General features: G+C 42.4%; 19 protein-coding genes. 5 read left to right on the top strand and 14 right to left on the bottom strand.

The genetic code is table 11. The features are described 5' to 3' along the window. Positions 1-40: 40 nt before the first annotated feature. The 12 genes from AC59IL_RS25970 to AC59IL_RS26025 all read right to left on the bottom strand — a co-directional run bounded on the left by AC59IL_RS25970 (position 41) and on the right by AC59IL_RS26025 (position 13,641). The gene (locus AC59IL_RS25970; protein WP_496555136.1) at positions 41-604 is read right to left on the bottom strand and encodes a sigma-70 family RNA polymerase sigma factor; all 564 of its coding nucleotides are present in this window, start codon (positions 602-604) and stop codon (positions 41-43) included. A 226-nt stretch (positions 605-830) separates the two neighbouring features. Continuing rightward, positions 831-1,604, bottom strand: a complete 774-nt coding sequence (locus AC59IL_RS25975; protein ID WP_496555137.1) for a metallophosphoesterase family protein — start codon at positions 1,602-1,604, stop codon at positions 831-833. A gap of 46 nt (positions 1,605-1,650) precedes the next feature. Continuing rightward, the gene (locus AC59IL_RS25980; RefSeq protein ID WP_496555138.1) at positions 1,651-2,361 is read right to left on the bottom strand and encodes an arsenate reductase/protein-tyrosine-phosphatase family protein; all 711 of its coding nucleotides are present in this window, start codon (positions 2,359-2,361) and stop codon (positions 1,651-1,653) included. Continuing rightward, on the bottom strand, positions 2,358-3,416 hold the full coding sequence (gene arsB / locus AC59IL_RS25985; RefSeq protein ID WP_496555139.1) for an ACR3 family arsenite efflux transporter: 1,059 nt from the start codon (positions 3,414-3,416) through the stop codon (positions 2,358-2,360). The genes AC59IL_RS25980 and arsB overlap by 4 nt, the downstream gene beginning before the upstream one ends. A 103-nt stretch (positions 3,417-3,519) precedes the next feature. Beyond that, on the bottom strand, positions 3,520-4,365 hold the full coding sequence (locus tag AC59IL_RS25990) for an arsenite methyltransferase (protein WP_496555140.1): 846 nt from the start codon (positions 4,363-4,365) through the stop codon (positions 3,520-3,522). Between the two features lie 59 nt (positions 4,366-4,424). After that, positions 4,425-4,754 (bottom strand): ArsR/SmtB family transcription factor, encoded by a 330-nt coding sequence (locus AC59IL_RS25995; protein ID WP_496555141.1) that lies wholly within the window; start codon positions 4,752-4,754, stop codon positions 4,425-4,427. Positions 4,755-4,944: 190 nt separating this feature from the next. Next, positions 4,945-5,559 carry a hypothetical protein gene (locus AC59IL_RS26000; protein WP_496555142.1) on the bottom strand — a complete coding sequence of 205 codons (615 nt, stop codon included), beginning with the start codon at positions 5,557-5,559 and terminating at the stop codon, positions 4,945-4,947. Between the two features lie 1,077 nt (positions 5,560-6,636). After that, a complete protein-coding gene (locus tag AC59IL_RS26005; RefSeq protein WP_496555143.1) occupies positions 6,637-7,146 on the bottom strand; it encodes a hypothetical protein in 510 nt (169 codons plus the stop codon). Between the two features lie 154 nt (positions 7,147-7,300). Further along, complete coding sequence (locus tag AC59IL_RS26010) at positions 7,301-8,380, bottom strand: efflux RND transporter periplasmic adaptor subunit (protein ID WP_496555144.1); 1,080 nt, start codon at positions 8,378-8,380, stop codon at positions 7,301-7,303. Between the two features lie 139 nt (positions 8,381-8,519). Then, positions 8,520-11,750, bottom strand: coding sequence for an efflux RND transporter permease subunit (locus AC59IL_RS26015; RefSeq protein WP_496555145.1), 3,231 nt, complete (start codon positions 11,748-11,750; stop codon positions 8,520-8,522). Between the two features lie 12 nt (positions 11,751-11,762). After that, the gene (locus AC59IL_RS26020; RefSeq protein WP_496555146.1) at positions 11,763-13,139 is read right to left on the bottom strand and encodes a TolC family protein; all 1,377 of its coding nucleotides are present in this window, start codon (positions 13,137-13,139) and stop codon (positions 11,763-11,765) included. 112 nt (positions 13,140-13,251) lie between these two features. Beyond that, complete coding sequence (locus AC59IL_RS26025) at positions 13,252-13,641, bottom strand: hypothetical protein (RefSeq protein WP_496555147.1); 390 nt, start codon at positions 13,639-13,641, stop codon at positions 13,252-13,254. Between the two features lie 344 nt (positions 13,642-13,985). Between AC59IL_RS26025 and AC59IL_RS26030 the strand changes: the two genes are divergently transcribed. The 5 genes from AC59IL_RS26030 to AC59IL_RS26050 all read left to right on the top strand — a co-directional run bounded on the left by AC59IL_RS26030 (position 13,986) and on the right by AC59IL_RS26050 (position 19,193). Next, positions 13,986-14,615 carry a DUF47 domain-containing protein gene (locus AC59IL_RS26030; protein WP_496555148.1) on the top strand — a complete coding sequence of 210 codons (630 nt, stop codon included), beginning with the start codon at positions 13,986-13,988 and terminating at the stop codon, positions 14,613-14,615. A gap of 35 nt (positions 14,616-14,650) precedes the next feature. Beyond that, on the top strand, positions 14,651-15,724 hold the full coding sequence (locus tag AC59IL_RS26035; protein ID WP_496555149.1) for an inorganic phosphate transporter: 1,074 nt from the start codon (positions 14,651-14,653) through the stop codon (positions 15,722-15,724). A gap of 312 nt (positions 15,725-16,036) precedes the next feature. Continuing rightward, positions 16,037-16,912 (top strand): glucose-1-phosphate thymidylyltransferase RfbA, encoded by an 876-nt coding sequence (gene rfbA / locus AC59IL_RS26040; RefSeq protein WP_496555150.1) that lies wholly within the window; start codon positions 16,037-16,039, stop codon positions 16,910-16,912. Positions 16,913-17,029: 117 nt separating this feature from the next. Next, positions 17,030-18,085: a UDP-glucose 4-epimerase GalE gene (galE, locus tag AC59IL_RS26045; RefSeq protein ID WP_496555151.1), complete on the top strand. Its 1,056-nt coding sequence runs from the start codon at positions 17,030-17,032 to the stop codon at positions 18,083-18,085. 145 nt (positions 18,086-18,230) lie between these two features. Continuing rightward, a complete protein-coding gene (locus AC59IL_RS26050) occupies positions 18,231-19,193 on the top strand; it encodes a transketolase family protein (protein ID WP_496555152.1) in 963 nt (320 codons plus the stop codon). Between the two features lie 172 nt (positions 19,194-19,365). Here the strand turns inward: AC59IL_RS26050 and AC59IL_RS26055 are convergent, their stop codons facing one another. After that, positions 19,366-19,938: a hypothetical protein gene (locus tag AC59IL_RS26055; protein WP_496555153.1), complete on the bottom strand. Its 573-nt coding sequence runs from the start codon at positions 19,936-19,938 to the stop codon at positions 19,366-19,368. 18 nt (positions 19,939-19,956) lie between these two features. Beyond that, positions 19,957-20,232 (bottom strand): hypothetical protein, encoded by a 276-nt coding sequence (locus AC59IL_RS26060; RefSeq protein WP_496555154.1) that lies wholly within the window; start codon positions 20,230-20,232, stop codon positions 19,957-19,959. Positions 20,233-20,304: the final 72 nt, after the last annotated feature.

The following is a 20,304-nucleotide window of genomic DNA, read 5'->3' on the forward strand; positions in this document are numbered from 1 at the left end:
AAAGACGCAGGTTTAAGCGAAGATTTTTTGAGAAAATATTTTAATTATTACAACTGTCTGTATTGTTGCCTTTACAGCATGAAATAATATTGCCATATCTGTCAAATTCATACCGGCAACATTGAAGAATAACCGTTTTAAGTTTTTCTCTTGCACGTTGCACCCTGGTTTTGGCATTTGTATAAGAGATCCCAATTTTTTCGGCATATTGCTTTTGTGTCAATCCTTCCAGTTCTGTTAATATTAACGCTTCGCTATAAATAGGTTCCAGTGATTCGATCATTGGGCGTAAGCAGCAATCGGACAGGCGCAACGAGGGGTCATTTGAAGATGTTTCTTCCGGCGATACAAAATCGGCTGAAAAATCATCATACTGTTCGTTTGTCTTTTTACGATAATGATCTACAACCGCGTTATCGGCTATCTTTGACAGGTACGATTTAATATTTTCAGCCTTTTCAATCTTATCAATATTCTGTATTACCTTAAGATAAACGTCCTGCAAAATATCATGACAACAATCCTGATGATTTACTTTTCTACAAATAAATGCAGATAGGTAACTATCGAAATTGTTATGAATGTGAGTAATCGCACTTTCCATGCTTATTCGTATTTTTCATTGGCTGGTGTCGAGGCATCTATAGCTTTTGCCTCATCTTCATTTTTCCAAACCCAATACCTCATTGGGCCACACATTATAACCCACCAGATCACCGAGGCAGTAAACAGCATCAGGTTTCTGCTGATCTATTGATTGCAATACTGCCTCAAAATGCCGGCAGGTTAGCATGTATATCAGAAAAAAGAGCAATTTTCATAATGATTTTTCAAACCCCTTTGCGTAAACTCTCAGCATAAGCATTGGGCAATGGACTATCTTCTACCGCCTTTGCTGCTTTTTCTACATCATATTCAAAGCGAATAAACTCAACTTTTATAGAATCCCTGTCATGTATATTGCTATTGTCGTTTACATGCAACAACACATAGCCGCCTCTTGAATCGCCATCTTTTGGCTTTCCTACCGACCCAATATTAACAGCATGCAGGAAACGATCCTTTCCATCTTCGCTAATGGTTAATACCCGGTGGTAAGGTTTGTGTGTGTGACCAAAGCACATAATATCAGCATCTGCATCCTGCATAATTCGCAACATGCTTTTTTCTTCCCGGTCTTCAAACAGGTATTCATTTATTTTACGAGGACTTCCATGTACCAGCAGCAGGTTTAATTTGTCGTTGTTTAACTGAAACTCAACTTTAATATGTGCCGGTAAGGTTCTTAAATACTTTCTTTCTTCGTCCTTCACAATTTCATTGGTAAAAGAAATGGAAATAGCGCCATTCGCTTTTTCGGTATCGGTTTTATAGGCACAACCACAATCATTGATTGCCCTGCCAATACCAAAATCGTAATTACCGGCAATAGTTGGTATGCTCCGTTTTCTTATTTCATTTATTACTTCATTTGGCCAGATGTTATAACCTACCAGGTCGCCAAGGCAATAAACTGCATCCGGCTTGCGTGCGTCGAGATCTTTAAAAAAGGCTTCGAGGGCCGGAAGATTAGCATGAATATCAGAGAACAATGCTATTGTCATAACTTATATTAATTTGTAAGATTAATCAGCAACAAACATTTTGTTATTATTTCATCGTTTTTAGCAGGGAAAACGAATAAAGCACCTCTGTTGCTATTTGTTTGCAACGCTCATCATATACCTGATCCTGGTTTGGTTTTCCATCCGCTACCTTTGGATCTTCATAAGGCGTTGAAATTTTTATAGATGCCCCCTGAACGATAGGGCAGTTTTCATCTGCATGTGAACAGGTCATAATTGCCGCAAAATTACTGGTGGGATTGGGCGAATCCATGTATTTTTTTGAAAAGGCAATTACAGGCGAAGCATCGCTGGCATAGGATACTTCATAATGAGGGTTTGTATCTTCTGATTTTTTATTGATTACAAATCCGGCTTTTGTAAGTGCTTTTATAGCATTGGGGTTAAACGCAGTGATTTCAAGGCCTCCCGAATACGCAGAAACACCTTTAATACCATAATATTCGGCAGCTGCCATTGCCCATAACTGGCCCATGTGGCTTCTGCGCGAATTGTGGGTGCAGATAAATACAAGGCTGGCTTCTTTCTCTGAACTGAGTTTGGTTTTCAAAAAAAGCCCAACCTTTTTTAATTGCATTTTCCTTTCTTCGGGAATTTTATCAAAATCTTTTTCTACATTTTGAAGGTAGGTCGTGATAGAGGAATAGAGTTTTGAATCTGTTTTTTCATCTCCTGTTTTAAAAGAAGAAAGAAAGAGAACGCCCTGTGTGCAAAGTAAAGTGAGAAATGTTTTCATTTTAATTCAGGTTTTGCTTTTTCAGATATTTGTTGTTCAGAATAATATTTTTTACGTAACCAAAATGCTACATTGACCAAAGCTATCAACGCCGGTACTTCTACCAACGGCCCGATAACGCCTGCAAACGCCTGCCCGCTGTTGATACCAAATACACCAATGGCGACTGCAATGGCCAGTTCAAAATTGTTTCCGGCGGCGGTAAAAGCGATGGAAGCATTTTTAGAATAATCAGCTCCCAAAGATTTTCCTAAAAAGAAACTAACGAGAAACATAATCGCGAAATATATAACCAATGGAAAAGCAATGCGTGCAACGTCCATAGGAATGTGTACAATCAATTCGCCTTTCAAACTAAACATTACGACAATCGTAAAAAGCAGCGCAATTAATGTTATTGGAGAAATTAATGGTATAAACTTCTTTTGATACCACTCCTCCCCTTTCAATTTCAGCAAAGCATATCTGCTTATCACACCGGCAGCAAATGGTATTCCTAAATATATTGCCACACTTTCTGCAATTTGTCCGATGGTAATATGTACTTCCAGGCCTTTCAAGCCGAATAAAGGTGGCAAAACAGTAATAAAAACAAAGGCATATACACTGTACAAAAGCACCTGAAAAATACTATTTAAAGCAACCAGACCGGCGGCATATTCCCGGTTACCTTCTGCCAGTTCGTTCCACACTATCACCATTGCTATGCAGCGTGCAAGGCCAATGAGAATAAGACCGATCATATACTCCGGATAACCTCTTAAAAAAGTAATGGCCAATACAAACATTAATACAGGCCCTATTATCCAGTTCAATAAAAGTGATGCTCCTAATACCTTTGTGTTACTAAACACCTCACCCATCTTTTCGTAACGTACTTTGGCGAGTGGCGGGTACATCATTAGGATAAGCCCAATAGCTAAAGGAATATTGGTAGTTCCGCTGGAGAATGAATTAATGAGTTTACCCGAAGACGGAATAAGATACCCTATCCCCACTCCTATCGCCATTGCCAGAAAAATCCATAAGGTCAGGTACCTGTCAAGAAAACTCAACTTCTTTCTTTCGTTTACAGGGGCGCAGTTGTTTGCACTCATTAGTTATGGGTTTACCGGCTTTTGTTATTTTGATTTGATCACTTATAGCAGCATCCTATTATTAATTGCAGCAATCGGGGCCACAGCAGTTTTTTTGCTCCACTGGTTTTTCGGCATATACGGTAATACTTGTGATGCCTGTTCCTGATTGTTTAAATGCATCGATTTGTTGTGATGATAAATATTCACTTAAAATATCGTCGGGAATAACAATGGCTTTATCTTTTTGAATGGTGATATTTTTGAAACCATTCGCTTCGATGAATGCAAGGTATTCCTGTTTTTGAATGGCGCCCGACACACAGCCGGCATACATTTCGGCTGCCTGTTTAATTGTTTCAGGAAGCTCGCCATCGAGCACAATATCTGAGATAGAAAAATGACCGCCCGGCTTTAATACTCTGTAGATTTCTTTTATTACGCCATTTTTGTTGGGAACCAGGTTCAATACACAATTGCTTACAATCACATCGGCCGTATTGGCTGTTACGGGCATTTTTTCAATATCGCCCTGGCGAAATTCAACATTATTATATCCCAGTTTTTCGGCATTGGCTCTTGCTTTTTCAATCATGGCAGGTGTAAAATCAATACCGATCACTTTACCGTTTTCACCTGTTTCGTGCCTTGCAATAAAGACATCGTTACCGGCGCCGCTGCCGAGATCAATCACCACATCGCCTTTTTTAATTTTTGCAAATTGTGTTGGCAGGCCACAACCCAACCCTAAATCGGCATCAGGGTTGTAACCTTCCAGGTTGCTGTAGTCGTCGCTCATGATATTATATACTTCGGTTGAGCAGCAACCAGACCCACAGCAAGAGGATTGATTGGTTTCTTTATCCTGTAAAGCAATTTCACTGTATTTCTGTTTTACTATATCTTTTAATTGTTGATCGGTTGTCATATAAAATAGTTTTATTCATTGTATTATTGCAATATTGCGATAGATGTAAGCAAAAAAATTTAACAACAGGAATTGCCATTTTTATAGGCAACAAAGAATGTTTCGAAGGCCATTTTGTATTGATTCCACACTTTGGGATCAATGCAATAGCAAACGCTGGTGCCTTCGATGGTTCCCTGAATCAGTCCGGCATTTTTTAATTCTTTCAAATGCTGCGAAATGGTTGCCTGCGCCAGTCCCAGTTCCTCAACAAGGTCGCCGCAAATACAAGCCTGTGCTTTGATCAGGTGTTGTATAATAGCAATGCGGGCCGGATGGGCCAGCGCCTTCATCATCTGGGCCAGTTTGTTCTGCTTTTCTGTAAATATTTCTGTTTTTGTAATCCCCATATCAATCGCAATATTACGATTAATTGATTGGGGGGCAAATTTTTTTTAATTCCCGGTTCAAAATTTATTTCAAGAGCTGCCATAAACCATTAAACCTGATAACGTTACTATTAAAATATTTACTAAAACACCTGCACCATAAAAAAACCGGCAGCTCTTAAGCCGCCGGTTTTGTAACTAAACACACCTGCTACTGAATAACCCTTGTAACAGGTGGCGAATACACCGTTTGCCGGTTAGGGCCAATGGCAATTACACGGAACCAGTACCTCGCAACCGATTTCAGGTTGCTGAAAGTATGCTGGCGTTCGGTAATTGTTTCACTTACCCAAACGCTGTCGGGTGTTAACGGGTCAGGCGTATACTGGTGTATGTACGACCTGGCCCCGGTTACCTTTTTAACGCGGGTAGTAGCCTCGCCGGGCGTGCCTATTTCAACAATGAATTGTTCGATAGGCGACAGCTCTTCGGTGTTGTTCTTTACTCCGGTGATATCGAACCCGCTGCTAAGCAACATGGTTTTATCACCATTACTGGTAACGGTTACATAATCGGCCTCTTCGCTCAGTAACCTGATCAATGCAGCTTTTTTGTCGTTTTTAGCTGATGACAGGGTTCTGTCGCTTCTGCCGGCTACAGATACCGCCGTTTGAAAATCCTGACAAGCCTTTTCCAATACAGGCTGGGCAGGTTTGGGATCGGGAAAGCCCGGATTATTTTTTAAGCTCTCCGATACGCGATAACCTAACTTAAGAACTTTGCTATCGCTGGAACGTCTGTAAGACGTTTTGATTCTGAGTTTCATAAACGAGTGTTTTTGTTGTGAACAAATCGAAATACCATGCTACTAACTGAGCCGGTTCATTAGCGCTAATTGAACCGAACAACCTGCTTCTTTACGTACAGCCTCTTTTGCTGAGGATCCTTTACCGCAACTTTTTGCAATAACCAACAAAAGCGCTTATACATATTAGTTGCCGTTGTTCAATACAAATATAATATCAAAAAAAAGTGAAATCCAAATGAGGGGTGTCGCAAGTGTCGTATGTGTCGCAAGTGTCGTTTTTTCTTTTCGAATTTGATATATATCAAATGAAAATGGCAAAGTGATGGGACTAATTACAGCAAATTCATTATGATTTTTACCTGCTAAATGGGCTCCTTCAATAACTTATAACCTGAATAAAACGTTAGCGTATGCGCTACATCGTTTCTTTGAAGCTTCTTTTATATCGCAGCACCATTTTTGTAGCATACATCCGGTGTTGAAGCGGTTACAATATGGGTGAGAGGCATGGGGACACAATGCGGGTTTAGGTGTTAACCATTCGATTTTATATACCGTCAATAAAAATTTATGTATAGTCAGGTGGTGTTTTAGCTTGTGCAACTCAAATTGAGGCTTTGACAAATCGTGTTTGGATGGCTGCAAACCGGGTTTACCTGTTCACCAGGTGAATTGAAAAGGCAACAAATTGAGTTTACCTGTCGACAAGTGAAGTTATAGTCTTCGCAATGAGAATTGAAACGTTTGCAATGCGGGATTTAGTTACGACCGGGCAGGTTGCAACATAACGCCATGTCGGTTATAGCCTATGTACAACATGACCGGGCCTCAAACACAACATGCCGAACCTTAAACGCAACTTGCATAAGGTAAAAAACGAATTGCGGCGTGAAAAAATCACCCGGTCATATGCTCAACACAATTTGTATACAGAAAAAAACAACCGGTCATACCCCCAACACAACATGCAGGCTGCAAAAATCACACGGACATCCTTTCAACTCAGCATGTATACGTTAAAAATCAATATGCAATAGCACCAAACCCCAAAGTGCTGTCAACATCACTTCCCGCCAAAGCCACGGTTCTTAAGGCTTAAACATCCCCTTCAGTTTCATCATCATCTTCTTTCACCTGCACACCCGGCAATTGCCCTGCTTTTATTCCACTTTCATCATCATTATTTATAAACGCAAATATTTTCGCTTCCTTCTCTTTATGAACAAAACAAAAGTCCTCAATAGTAACCAGCGACCGGGATGGTTTACCAAGCGCTAAACGGGTTCTTGCAAGAAGACGTTGCGCTGACCGTATTTCGAGGCCATAATATCTTACCAGGTCTTTTGGATAAATAACCATTCGTAAATTACCCGGTCGCTTATACATCGGTCGACCCTTCCTGTATTTCCAGGCAAGTAATTTTGCCCTTCGTTTCATAGTGGCCAATGAAAATATGGCCATGAACTGCATCTTTACCCGAAGGTTGGGCATTTTGTCAGGAGAATCATTTTTTATCAATCCACGGGGAATCGATTTTTTGGTAGCCGGACATATCAGTTTGTAATACCGCAACATCAGCGGCACTTGCCTTTTTACATTGGGCATAGTAGTGAAGTTTTTGTTTATTAAAAACATTAATTAAACCAACTTCCACTACAAAAGAGCGCAGGAAAATAATAACCCGGAGGAGTGGTTGTAAATTACAAATTTTTACGAATGTAAAAAAGCATTCGTAAACTTTGCTTCAATTTTAAGCCCATTACTGCACCACCGTTCCCTGCTTTAACTCATCGGTAGCATGCAACACAACTTTATCTCCCGCATGCAGGTTGCCAAATATTTCAGTTGAATCGTGGTGATTGTTGCCTTCCGATATATCAACCCATTTTGCCAGACTTTTGTCGGCCACTACCACATACTTTTTTTCGGTTGAGGTTACAATGGCCGATTTGGGTACAATAAGCGCCGCCCTGTTTCCCTGCACGGGTAAATGTGCTTCGGCATACATACCGGGTTTTAAACGGTGGCTGGCATTCAGTACATCTACTTCTATGGTTTCGACCCTGTATTTATTACTCAATGCCCCGGATGACCGGTTTACAATTCCCTGAAAAACTTCACCGGGAATGGCATTTATGGTAAACTGCACGGGTTGCCGGTTACCGATTTGCCCGGTATATTCTTCGGGTATATCAATCACCAGTCGCAGCCGCTCTTCCTGTTGCAATACCAGCAATGGCTTATCGTCGGCCTTTTGGTTTGGACCAACAAGGGCGCCCGGGTGCACATTGCGTTCGGTAATTACACCATCAAACGGCGCGCGCAATACCAGGTAATCCATCATTGTTTCCAATGCTTTCCAGGTTGAGCGTTCCCCATCGGCCAGCGAACTGTCGGCCATCATATTCGAATGAGCAACAGCCAGATCATGCGCCGATACAGTACCCGGTATGCGACTGGTAGCTACCAGCCGTTCATATTTATCTTTACTGGCCTGTAGTAATGATACCTGCTGCAAATACTTTGAGCGGGCCGCCAGGTATTGCTGTTGCACTTCGGGTGCTTCCAAACGCATCAGTACCTGCCCTTTACGAACAACCGAACCACGGTCAACCAGCACTTCTTTTACAAAACCATTTACTTTGGGATACAATTGCACCATCTGGTAAGGAAGCAGTTGGGCAGGCAGCGATATGCCCGACGATAAAGAACCCTGCTGCACAACAGCCAGTTCATAACGTTTTTCTTTTACCGGTTGCTTTTGCGCAACCAGGGTCTTTTCTTCATGCCCGCAGGCATATAAACAGCATACTATTATTGATGATATTAAATATTTCATAGTGTAATTTTTAAAATAGTTAAGTTTCATACAGTGTAACAATTTCTGATTTCTGGATTTAGAGATTTTGTGATTTCCATATACGGTATCACCAAAACAAATCTCAAAATCCCGAAATATTAGTCACGGTTCCAATTGTCTATTGCTTATTGGCAATTGATTCTTCATCGGGTAATAAAGAGGGTGATTGCAAACTTGCTTTTCGCTGAATAATGGCATAAGCCTGGGGCAATATCAGCAACGCGGCCAGGGTTGAAAACAATAAACCGCCGATCACGGCCCTGCCTAACGGCGCTGTTTGATCGCCTGCTTCGCCCAAACCGGTTGCCATGGGTATCATGCCGGCAATCATGGCCAAACTGGTCATTAATATAGGTCGCAGACGAATGGAGGCGCTTACTACTGCCGCTTTTGTGGCATCGGCATATTCTATCCGCAGCTTTTCGGCATTGGTAATGATCAATATGGCATTGGCTACCGATACCCCGGTGCTCATGATCATACCCATATACGATTGCAGGTTTAAGGTTGAACGGGTGGCCAGCAACATTAATAACGATCCAACAATTACAGCGGGCACCGTTACCAAAACCGCAAGCGATAATTTAAACGATTGATAATTGGCTGCCAGCAACAAAAAGATAACCACAATGGCCGCCAGCAATCCATTTTGTAAACTGGATAATGTTTCGGTCAGCAATCCCGAGGTACCTTTTATTTCTGCTTTCAACCCCTTAGGGGCTTCACCCATGCTGTTGATGGCATTTTGTACCGCTGTTGTAGCAGCTGCCAGATCTTTTTTATAAATATTGGCACTTACCGTAACAAACCGGCGTGGTCCAACGCGGTCGTATTCACCGGGCATGCTGTCGATACCAAACGTAGCCACATCTTCCAAAACCGGCCGGGGCTGGCCTTTTACCAATGGTATTTCTCTCAAATCATTTATGCTGTTCATTATATACTCCGGTATCTGTACCTGCACCTGGTAGGTATAGGCAGCATTCTGATCGAGCCATTGATTTTTTTCGGTAAAGCGGCTCGATGAAGTGGCATCTGTTACCGAACGCGCTATCTGATTAACATCTACCCCCATTTGCGCAGCCCGCAGCCTGTCGACATTTATCCTGATCACCGGGTATTTCAATGGTTGCGCAATTTGTACATCACGCAAAAAAGAAATGGTTTTTAATTTGTCTTCGAGCTGATATGCATAGTCGCTGATCTGTTGCATGTTCTTTCCGGCAACACGAACTTCAATGGGTGTATTGGCGCCCTGGCTCATGATCTTTTCGGTAAGGTCAATCGGCTCAAAAGATATCTTTAGCTCGGGCATCTGTTCCGAAATCTTTATGCGTAATTCATCTTTCAACTCGTCGAGTTTCACTTTATAATTTTCATCGAGGTTTACCTGCAGAACGGCTTCATGTGTACCGCTGTTAAAAATATACAGGTTGCTGGTGCCATAGCTGCTGGGAATTAATCCAACATACGACGAACTGATCGCCACATGACCATTTACTGTATGATCGATGATCTGCAATACCTGATGCAATGCCTCCTCTGTTCGTTCGAGCCTTGTTCCATCGGGTTCCTTTATGCGCATCTGGAACTGGCCGGCATTTACAGCGGGCATCAGATCTTTACCGATGAAATAAAATGCTGCGCCGGCCAGGGCAATCATTACTACCAGGTACGATACAACCATTATGCGCTTTGTTTTCATCAGTTTTTCAAGCGTTCGGAAGTATCGCATCTTAAACCGTTCGAAAAAATCATTTTTAGCCGGTTCATTCACTTCATTGGCCAGATGCATTTTTACTTCTTTCACTTCGCCCTTGTTCAAGGCCATACCGGCATGAGCATGAGGTTGTCCGTGATGGTAGGCAAATTTTTCTTCTTTCAGTAACCAGTTACTCAAAACAGGCACCAGCGACTGGGCGGCGAAATAAGATACGATCATGGCAAAGCCTATTGATAACGACAATGGCAGGAACATACCCCTGGGAACACCGGTCATAATAAAAGAAGGAGCAAACACCGCCAGTATACACAGCAATATCAGTAATAACGGAAAAGAAATTTCGCGGCAGGCGTCGAATATGGCCAATCGTTTTCCTTTGCCCATTTCAAGATGCTGGTGTATATTTTCAATAGTTACGGTTGCCTGATCAACCAGAATACCGATGGCGAGCGCAAGACCGCTCAACGTCATGATATTAATGGTTTGCCCCGTGAGACTTAAAAACAAAACTGCACTTAATATCGAAACAGGGATGGTTACGATCACTATTAAGCTGCTGCGCCAGTCGCGCAAAAACAACAGCACCATTAAGCCCGTTAGCAGGGCGCCCAATGCTCCTTCGGTAATAAGACTTTTCACCGCATTGATCACAAACACCGATTGATCAAACTCGTATGAAATATGTACGTCATCGGGCAGCAGGCTTTGCATTTCGGGCAGGCGCGCCTTTAAATTTTTTACCACATCCCAGGTACTGGCTTCGGCCGTTTTTACAACCGGTATGTACACCGACCGCTTACCATTCACCAGCGCATAGTCGACCGTTACATCAGCGGCATCTGACACCCGGCCTATATCATGAACAAAAACTGTATGACTGCCATCGGTAACAACGGGTATATCGCCAAACTCCTGTACTTCTTTTTCAAGCGAATTAATTGTTGTGAGGTACATGGTATTGTTGATGCGCAGGTTGCCCGAAGGCGTCATTACATTATTGCGCGCTACCGATTCAACCACCTGATCGGGTGTTAAATTGTGACTTCGCAATTTATCGGGATCTACGCTAACCACCACCGATCGTGAGTTAGCGCCGAATGGCGGCGGGGCCGATAAGCCGGGCACGGTAGCAAACATGGGCCGTATGCGGGTTACAGCGAGGTCGTATATTTCTTTCAAACTTTTATCGGGACTGTTGAATACCAGTTGGCCAACCGGCAGTGACGATGCATCGAACCGAACTACCTGTGGCGGTAAAGCGCCTGGCGGAAAAAACTTCATGGCCCGGTTTACCTGCAATGCCACCTGTGCCGATGCTTCGGCCATATTGGTGTTTTCGTAAAACGACAGCTTTAAAAGCGTAAGTCCCTGAATGTTGCGGCTGGTAATATTTTTGATACCCGATACATATAAAAACTGGTCCTGCAAACGGGTGGCAAAAAATCCTTCCATTTGCTGCGACGACATGCCACCATAAGGTTCTATTACATAAATAACAGGGAGGTTCAGTTTAGGAAAAATATCTACAGGAATATTAATAGCAGCCAATATCGAAAACAACAGCATACCAATGGTAAGCACAATGACCGCTATTGGCTTTTTTAAGGCAGCAAACACTATCGACATATTGCGTGTTTTTTATTTTAATACAGAAATAAGCCGGCCGATCTGGTTACCTGCATATGCTTTTTGAAAAATCGCTTTGCGGTATTCATCCTGCGCCAGCACCAGATCGGTTTCGGCGCGGTTCAGCACATAATAAGCATTTACCACATCGATGATATTAGCCAAACCGGCATTGTATAGTGCCAGCCGCTGGTTATAGGCATTGGTAGCTGCCTGCAGTTGCAGGGGAATTTCATTCAGCTTTTGCATAGCGGCAACAACATTTACATCAGCACTTTGAATAGCTGTTTGCAATTGCTGTTGCTGCAGACTATACTGTTGCTGCGATGCCTGTGTTTGATATTGCTGCACCGCCAGCTGATCGTGCTTTTTACGTATATCAAATGGGTTATAGGTTACAACAATACCTGCGAGGTAATTGTACCGGTTTTGTGTAATGGCATTGCTTACATCATTATGAAAATTGCCTGCCGGGTCTATCGTTGATCCACGCATCCATCCGGCCGCCAGCAGTTTTATTTTAGGATTGAAATTTTTTTTGATCGCATTTTCATTGGCAATGCTTAAACGGTACTGCGACTGGTAGTACTGTAACAACGGATGATACATATCTTCCTTAACATCGGGCAACAGATTTTGCCCGGGCAAAAAAGCATTGATTGTATCGGGTGTTATTAAAGAAGTATCAATACCGGTTAGCAGCGAAAGATCGTTTTTTGACTGTGCCAGCAGCCTTGCCGATTCCAGTTGCGTCAGGCGCGCTTTTGATAATTCGGCATTGGCAATGGAGCTGTCGACCCCCGGCCGTAAGCCATTTTGCACATAGGCGTTGATCGCCTGCCGTATAGTATCTATGCGTTCAACTGCGCGCCGGCTGTATTGCTGCAGAAAATAATTTTTCAGTACGTTGTTATAGGCGTTCAAAACGGCACCCTGTAATAAAAAGCGTTCTCTTTGCAGGTCGTTTTGCTGAACTACCACATTGGCATCGGCCACTGCATCACGTGCTTTGTACGAGCCAAAGTTCATCAGTTCCCAGTCGAGCAGTGCAATTGAAACATTACTATACTGTACATCGGGAATATTGTTATTGCGGGTACCGCCTCCTACCGAAGGCACTGTACTATAGGTAAAAATGGTACCGGGCATATTGTTATTTGTTCCGGCATCAAATTGCTCCATTAGTTTTAACACAGGTGTACGCTCATGGCTTACCTGCTGTTTGTATGCTTCCGCACCTTTTACCAGGGATTGCCGCATGTGCAACGACGGATAATTTTTTTCGGTTGAATCAAGCGCCTGATGCAGGGTTAATACAGACTGGCCCAACAACCGGTTGCCTGTAAAAACAACAAGCAGCAGCCATAAGCCTTTTATACAATGGCTCATTCTTATTTCATTGAGTGAAGAATTGTGAAACGTAAACGTGAAACGGCAAATGGCAAACGGCAAAGGCTTCGCCTCTGATTTAATACCTCAAATACCTTTTGCTGTTTAAAAATTAAATGAGTAAAGAAGGAGGACCTCGTGAAGAAAAATGATAAACAACCAGTAACGAATAGAATGAATGAAAGAATGCCGTTTTTTGTTCAATAACAAAATCAGGCAGGCAGGTGTTTGTTGCCTGTATATTCAGGGATGTGTCCTGCAGTATGGTTCTTTTCCGGTTCTTTGAAACAGCAAACCTGCAATACCAGCGATGCGCCGGTGTGGAAGAAACTATAACAGGACGATACGCCAGCCGGTCGTTTTTCAAAAAAACGTTGGTAGCAGCAATATAATGGGCTGGTTTAATAGAATTAGTGCCTAAACAAACAGAACCAATAAAAAGCAGCAAAAAGGCTGTTAAGCCGGTTATCGAAAATGCTGATATTTTATTATTCCGGGTCATGGATCTATCAATACAAAGAGGCTTTAAAATTAAAATTTGTATTTGTTAAGCGGTTGTTACCTAAAGATGATTGTTCGATTGTTGAATGATTTGATTATAAGCAGGGCATAATATTTTAATAATATACACCAGATGGGTATTTGGGCAGTACAGGAACAGGGAAGCAGTATTCATTAAATCGTTTAAAGACTGGTTATCAAACAATTGCACAACTTTCCGATAGTCAGGGCAGCCATATTATTTCTGTGTTAAGAAATTATTACCAATCAACCCTTTTTTTTATCCTATACTATTAGTTCTATTTTTGCGACAAATTTTTAGCGTAAATGGGCTTAAATAATATAATGAAGATTTTCATGCCGAAGGATAGGATTTTCTATTCCTTGTTTGAACAGGTTGCCCAAACTGTGGCTAAAATGGGTAAGGTGATGAAAGAAGTAGTTACCGAACCCGATTTTGACAAAAGGGCCGCCCTGATTGCACAAATCGAAGACCTGGAGCATGTAAATGACGATTTCACCCACAAAATTTTTACCGAACTCGGCAGAAATTTCATTACCCCCTTCGACCGTGAAGACATTCACTACCTGGCCTCGGCCCTGGACGATATTTGTGATTATATTTTCGCATCAGCCAAAAAAATCAACTTCTACAAGGTAAATCCCAATGATCAGGGCATTCAAAAAATGGCCGATCTCATTGATCAGGGTTGCGAACAAATTAAAAATGCAGTACTGCAGTTGCGCGATATGCGCGATATGCGCCAGATCACCGATGCCCTTGTAAAGGTGAACAGCATTGAAAACCAGGCAGATGATATTTTCGATTTGAGTATCGACCGCCTGTTCGAAACCGAACCCGATGCCAAGGAAGTGATCAAGAAACGTGAAATTTATCAGGTAATGGAAATTGTAACCGATAAATGTGAAGATGCCGGTAACGTTATCGAATCTATTATTATTAAATACGCGTAACAGACAGGAACGTTTTATACCTAACCGCTGCCGCAATGCTTACATTATTAGTTATTATTATCATACTCGGACTGGCTTTTGATTTGATTAATGGCTTTCACGACGCTGCTAACTCCATAGCCACTGTTGTTTCGACCAAAGTGCTGACCCCCTTTCAGGCGGTAGTTTGGGCTGCAATGTTCAACTTTATAGCCTATTGGATCTTCGACCTGAAAGTAGCCAACACCGTTGCCAAAACCGTTCACGCCGATTCCATTAATTTATATGTGATCTTCGCCGGACTAATAGCCGCCATTTGCTGGAATTTGCTCACCTGGTGGTTTGGTATTCCTTCGAGCTCGTCGCATACCCTCATTGGTGGATTTGCAGGAGCAGCCGTAGCGCATGCTCACAGTTTTAGTGTTATTAACCAGAAAGTAATTTTCGATACCATTAAATTTATTGTTCTGGCGCCGTTTATCGGTATGGGTATCGCTTTTTTGATAACGGTGCTTATTGTAAACCTATGCCGAAGGGCCAATCCCTATCATGCCGACAAATGGTTCAGGCGTTTGCAGCTGGTATCATCCGCAGCATTTAGTTTGGGCCACGGTGGCAGCGACTCGCAAAAAGTAATTGGTATTATTACCGCATCCATGGTGGTATTTGGCGCCTGGATGGTACAACATGGCCAACCCATACCTCAATGGGCACATATACAGGAAGTAGTTGATGCCCATGGAAAAACAAGTTTTGGACATGTGCCTCAATGGATTCCCATCACCTGCTATTTGTGTATTGGTTGTGGTACTATGATGGGGGGCTGGCGTATTGTAAAAACAATGGGTACCAAAATAACCAAGGTTACTCCACTCGAAGGTGTAGCTGCCGAAACAGCCGGTGCGATTACCCTTTATGGTGTTTCGCAGGGTTTGGGTATACCGGTAAGCACCACGCACACGATTGCAGGCTCTATCATGGGCGTTGGTATGACTAAACGTTTATCTGCCGTTCGCTGGGGAATTTCCATCAACCTGTTATGGGCATGGATACTCACCATTCCTATCAGCGGCCTGCTCGCAGCATTAGTATATTATATTCTTAAGCTTATAAATCCGACTTCAGTTTAGGCCTTCGCCCTAAGCTGAAGTCGGAGGTCGGAAGTCAGAAATCAGAAGAGTCTCTGGTTTCTGACTTCCTGACAATATTTATGCTTTCAACTTCTTCCCATTTACTTCTTACTACATATCTCTTACATCTTACTTCTTACTCCCTAATTCCACTCCCTACTCGCCATTTACTACATTCTCCCTTCTTACTTCAGACATCCGACTTCCGACTTCAGACATCCGATTGCAGACTTCAGTTTTGTATTCCAATCGTTTCTTATTACTTTGGCATAATTTATTCAAGCGCTTAGATTTTGTAAATTATTTGCATTCATGAAAGGAATTATTTTAGCCGGAGGCTCTGGCACACGGTTGCACCCTATTACATATGCTATCAGTAAACAGATAATGCCCATTTACGACAAGCCGATGATCTATTATCCGCTGTCGACCTTAATGCTGGCCGGTATTCGCGATATACTTATTATTTCCACCCCCCACGATCTTCCGCAATTCAAACGTTTGTTAAACGACGGCTCACAGCTGGGTCTGCGTTTTTCATATGCCGAACAGGCAGTACCCAACGGACTGGCGCAGGCCTTTGTTATTGGCGCCGATTTTATTGGCAATGATAATGTGGCGCTGGTGCTGGGCGATAATATTTTTTATGGTGTTGGCCTTGGCGCACAACTCGAAAAAAATAATGAACCCGATGGCGGTATTGTATACGCGTATCATGTAAGCGATCCCGAGCGCTATGGCGTGGTTGAGTTTGATAAAAACAACAAGGTAACCAGCATCGAAGAAAAGCCGGCACAACCCAAAAGCAGTTATGCAGTGCCCGGTTTATATTTTTACGATAACGAAGTAGTAGCCATTGCCCGCGACCTGAAACCAAGCCCAAGAGGCGAATATGAAATTACAGATGTAAATAAAGAATATCTTCGCAGGGGAAAACTGAAAGTATCCATACTCGACAGGGGTACTGCCTGGTTAGATACAGGTACATTTGATTCGTTAATGCAGGCTTCGCAGTTTGTACAGGTAATTGAACAAAGGCAGGGAATAAAAATAGCCTGTATCGAGGAAATAGCTTACCGCAAAGGATTTATCACAAAAGATCAGCTGATCACCGTAGCGCAGCCCCTGCTCAAAAGCGGATACGGACAATATCTTATGAATGTGCTGAAGGAAGCCAGTGGGCAGTAGGCAGTGGGCAGTTAAAACCGGCACTTTTAATATGCTGATTTTTATTGGCAATTCAAAAGTCAAAGAGTTTTTGCCGTTTGCCGATTCACGTTTCACGAAAAAAATAATAACGATACAATGAGCAAAATTCTGGTTACAGGCGGATGTGGTTATATCGGATCTCATACCATTGTTGACCTGATAGAAAACGGCTTTGAAGTAATTTCGGTCGATGACAATTCACGATCTACACCACGCATTTTAGAAGGTATTGAAAAAATTACCGGCAAAAAAGTAAAAAATTATAAGGTTGATCTGTGCGACTTCGATGATACCTATGCTATTTTTCAGGAAAATACCGATATAACAGGTATTATTCATTTTGCTGCTTTTAAAGCAGTTGGCGAATCGGTTGAACACCCGTTGATGTATTTCGAAAACAACCTTATTTCGCTTATCAATCTGTTGAAATGTGTTACAGAATTTAATATTCCCCACTTTGTATTTTCATCATCCTGCACCGTGTATGGCAATCCCGATAAAATACCGGTAACAGAATCAACGCCACCCAAACCGGCCGAGTCGCCCTATGGCTATACCAAACAAATGGGTGAGCAAATCATCAATGAATTTTCAAAAGCCAACCCCTCCAAATGTATATTGTTGCGCTATTTTAATCCGGTTGGGGCGCATCCTTCTATACTCATCGGCGAATTGCCTATAGGTAAACCCGCCAACCTGGTACCTGTAATTACCCAAACAGCCATTGGCAAAATACCGGTAATGCAGGTGTATGGCTCTGATTATCCAACCCGCGATGGTTCGTGTATACGCGATTTCATTCATGTAAGCGATATTGCGCATGCCCATACCCTTGCCATTCAATATTTGCAGGATGACAAAAGCACCCAGCGTTGTGAAGTGTTTAACCTGGGAACCGGAAATGGTGTAACCGTACTGGAAGCCATTCAGGCTTTTGAAAAGATAAGCAACTTAAAACTTAATTATGTTGTTGGACCCCGCAGGTCCGGTGATGTCATTGCCATTTATGCCAATAACGATCATGCGCGTAATACACTGGGCTGGGAAACAAAATATTCACTCGAAGATATGATGACCACCGCCTGGAAGTGGGAACAGCGCCTCAAAGCCGATTCCACCTTTTTTCAGAGCCGGCCGGCTGATTTAAATTAAGACCGAAAGCCGGGAAGACCGAAAGTCCGGAAGAAAAACCAAATTTCTGTGTGATTCTTTCGGACTTTCGGTCTTTCGGACTTTTCTGACTTTTCTGACTTTCGGACTTCATATTTATTTAGTTTTGCACCTCCAAACATTTAACATGCTGAAAGAAATACAGGTAACCGGACAAAAAGATACCCGTAGCGGTTTTGGCGACGGTATTGTGGAAGCAGCCCGTAAAAATCCGAATGTAGTAGCATTAACAGCCGATCTGGCCGGCTCTATGAAACTCAATCAGTTTATGAAGGAGTTTCCTGAGCGCTACGTTCAATGCGGTATTGCCGAAGCCAATATGATGGGTATCGCAGCCGGATTAACGATTGGAGGAAAAATTCCTTACACGACCACTTTTGCCAACTTCTCTACCGGTCGCGTATACGACCAGATTCGTCAGTCAATTGCTTATTCTGGTAAAAATGTAAAGATCTGCGCGTCGCACGCCGGTTTAACACTGGGCGAAGATGGCGCTACTCACCAGATTCTTGAAGACATTGGCCTGATGAAAATGTTACCGGGCATGACTGTGATCGTTCCCTGCGATTACAATCAAACCAAAGCAGCTACCATTGCCGTGGCTGAATATGTAGGTCCCGTGTACCTGCGTTTTGGCCGCCCCTCATGGCCCATTTTTACAGCTGCCGATCAAAAATTCGAAATAGGTAAAGCCCAGTTCTTCAGTCAGGGTACAGATGTTTCAATCTTTGCCTGCGGCCATATGGTATGGAAAGCCATTGAAGCCGGACGCATTCTCGAAGACAAAGGCGTGAGCGTTGAAGTGGTGAACATTCATACCATAAAACCGCTCGATACCGAAGCCATATTAAATTCAATTCGCAAAACCCGTTGTGCGGTTACTGTTGAAGAACATAACATCATCGGCGGATTAGGAGATGCCATTGCACAAACTGCAGCGAAGAATCTTCCTATTCCCATCGAATACATCGGCACCAACGATACCTTTGGCGAAAGCGGTACTCCTACTCAGTTATTGAAAAAATACGGACTCGATACACAGAACATTGTTGAGAGTGTTCATAAAGTACTGGCACGAAAAGCAGGCTGATAAAGCCATTGCTTTAACCATATTGTTGTGATTTGCTTTCAATTAATTCAGTAGATTAGCTCTTGTACAGCTAAATTTTTCTTTTTAATATTGTTCAAAACCTTTTTCAAAGTTCTATTCTTCGACTTCGCTCAGAACTTTGGAAAAGGTTTTACTATTATAAGGAAGAATGCTACTCAACAAACAACCGGCTCTTCGCCTTCGTAAACGTTAGCTCATCGTTATCAAAATACTTGATGATAAACCGGATGGTACTTTCCCCTGCATTGAATTTCCGCTGTGCTGCATTGATTTTGATCGAAGCTGCCACCAGCAATACAGCAGGCCCGGTAAACGCAAAAAGCAAAAACACTTTCCAGTTCCATAACGATATATCAAACGTTTGGAAAAAAGCACCTACCAACCCGTAAAAAAATATTGAAGCAATCATAAAGTATAACGCCCCTTTTGCCAGCACCTTACTATTAGCCCAATAGTTTCCGCTCCTCATTTTTTTAGCCGTTGTTTCCAGGGCATTGATGGCCTTTGCATGATTACAATAAGCCTGCATAGTTTCGGTCGAAGCGCCTACTTCCCGTAAATAGGTTTCGAAAGAAAACAGGTCGCCTTTTTCACTGTTGCTGATAAAGCCCTTTGATTGCTTTCGATTGATTTGCTGTACAAATTCTATGAACGCTTTTTCAGCATCTTTTTTCAAAGTGGCATTATTTGTTGTAACAGATTGAACAGGTGAAGGGTACTTCATAACATAGGGTTTACAATGTCAATTACTTTTTTTGGGCGAGTTGCTTTTAAAAAGACTTTTGAATATCCAGAAAAAAACGACCGCCATAATTATAATAAGCTCACCCAATATAAATCTAAGCACGTTGAGCCAGCTCCATATCGAAACGCCAAATAACGATAACAGGCTGGCAACGATCAAATAAATAACTAATAACGAACCGGTAAGAAATAATGTGAAATTCAGGAAAGTCTTTCTGGTAGCACCCTTTGAAGCCGGATTATTGGGAGCCAGGGGTTGAATAGATTCACTCATGTGCGCTGTTTTCGGGTTCAGGACTATGCTAATAATAAATTGGATGTACAATGCTAACAATTACAAGCGATA

Source organism: Niastella sp. sgz303648 (assembly GCF_059587045.1).